The sequence below is a fragment of the Streptomyces palmae genome (assembly GCF_004684805.1).
Lineage (GTDB): Bacteria > Actinomycetota > Actinomycetes > Streptomycetales > Streptomycetaceae > Streptomyces > Streptomyces palmae.
Genome location: NZ_SRID01000739.1, coordinates 1 through 980 on the forward strand (window position 1 = coordinate 1; position 980 = coordinate 980).

Sequence of the window (980 nt, forward strand, 5' to 3'; positions counted from 1 at the left end):
CTCCCCAGCAACCCCGCCCAGTCCACCGCCACACCCTGCGCGAACAACCGCCCCAACGCGGTGAGCACGTCAGCCGCCTGGTCGCCGCCCCGGTGCTGGGCGGCGATGCACGCCACCTCCTCGTCATCGGCGGTGATCTCGGCGATCATCGGGGTCAGTGCCGCGTCCGGCCCCAGCTCCACGAACGCGGTGATCCCCGCGCCCCGCAAGGTGGCCACCGCGTCGGCGAACCGCACCGCCCGCCGCACATGCCCCACCCAGTACTCCGGATCCGCAACCCGCTCAGCCGACAACACCTCCCCCGAGGTGTCCGATACCAGCGGAATCACCGGAGCACCGAACTCCAACCCCCGCACCACCTCACCGAACTCCGCCAACATCGGCTCCATCGCCGCCGAATGGAAGGCATGACTCACCCGCAACCGAGAACAGCGCAACCCCTGGGCGAGGCACCGCTCCTCCAACCAGCCCACCGCCGCCTCGGGACCGGAAACCACCACGCTGGACGGGCCGTTGACCGCCGCGATCTCCAACCGGCCCAACGAGTCGGCGGGCGCGGCCGCCAGTAACGCCTCGACCCGCTCCTCGGCGGCACCCACGGCCGCCATGGCGCCGCCGGCGGGCAGCGCGCCCATCAACCGCCCACGAGCCGCCACCAACGCCACCGCGTCCCGCAACGACAACACACCCGCCACATACGCCGCCACCACCCCACCCAACGAATGCCCCGCCACCCCATCAGGCACCAGACCCCACGACTCCCACAACCGAAACAACGCCACCTCGAACGCGAACAACGCCGGCTGCGCCACCCCCGTACCATCCACATCCACATCCACACCGGCGTCCGAGGACCCCAACACCACCTCCCGCACCGAAAACGGCACCACCCCCTCAAACACCCCACACACCTCATCCAACGCCCCCGCGAACACCGGGAACCGCCCATACAACTCCCGCCCCATACCCCCGAACTGCAC

Annotated in this window: 1 protein-coding gene; it reads right to left on the reverse strand. The window is 70.4% G+C overall.

The features are described from left to right. A partial coding sequence (locus tag E4099_RS32405; RefSeq protein ID WP_167828576.1) for an acyltransferase domain-containing protein occupies positions 1 to 965 on the reverse strand: 965 nt, incomplete at its 3' end. Positions 966 to 980: the final 15 nt, after the last annotated feature.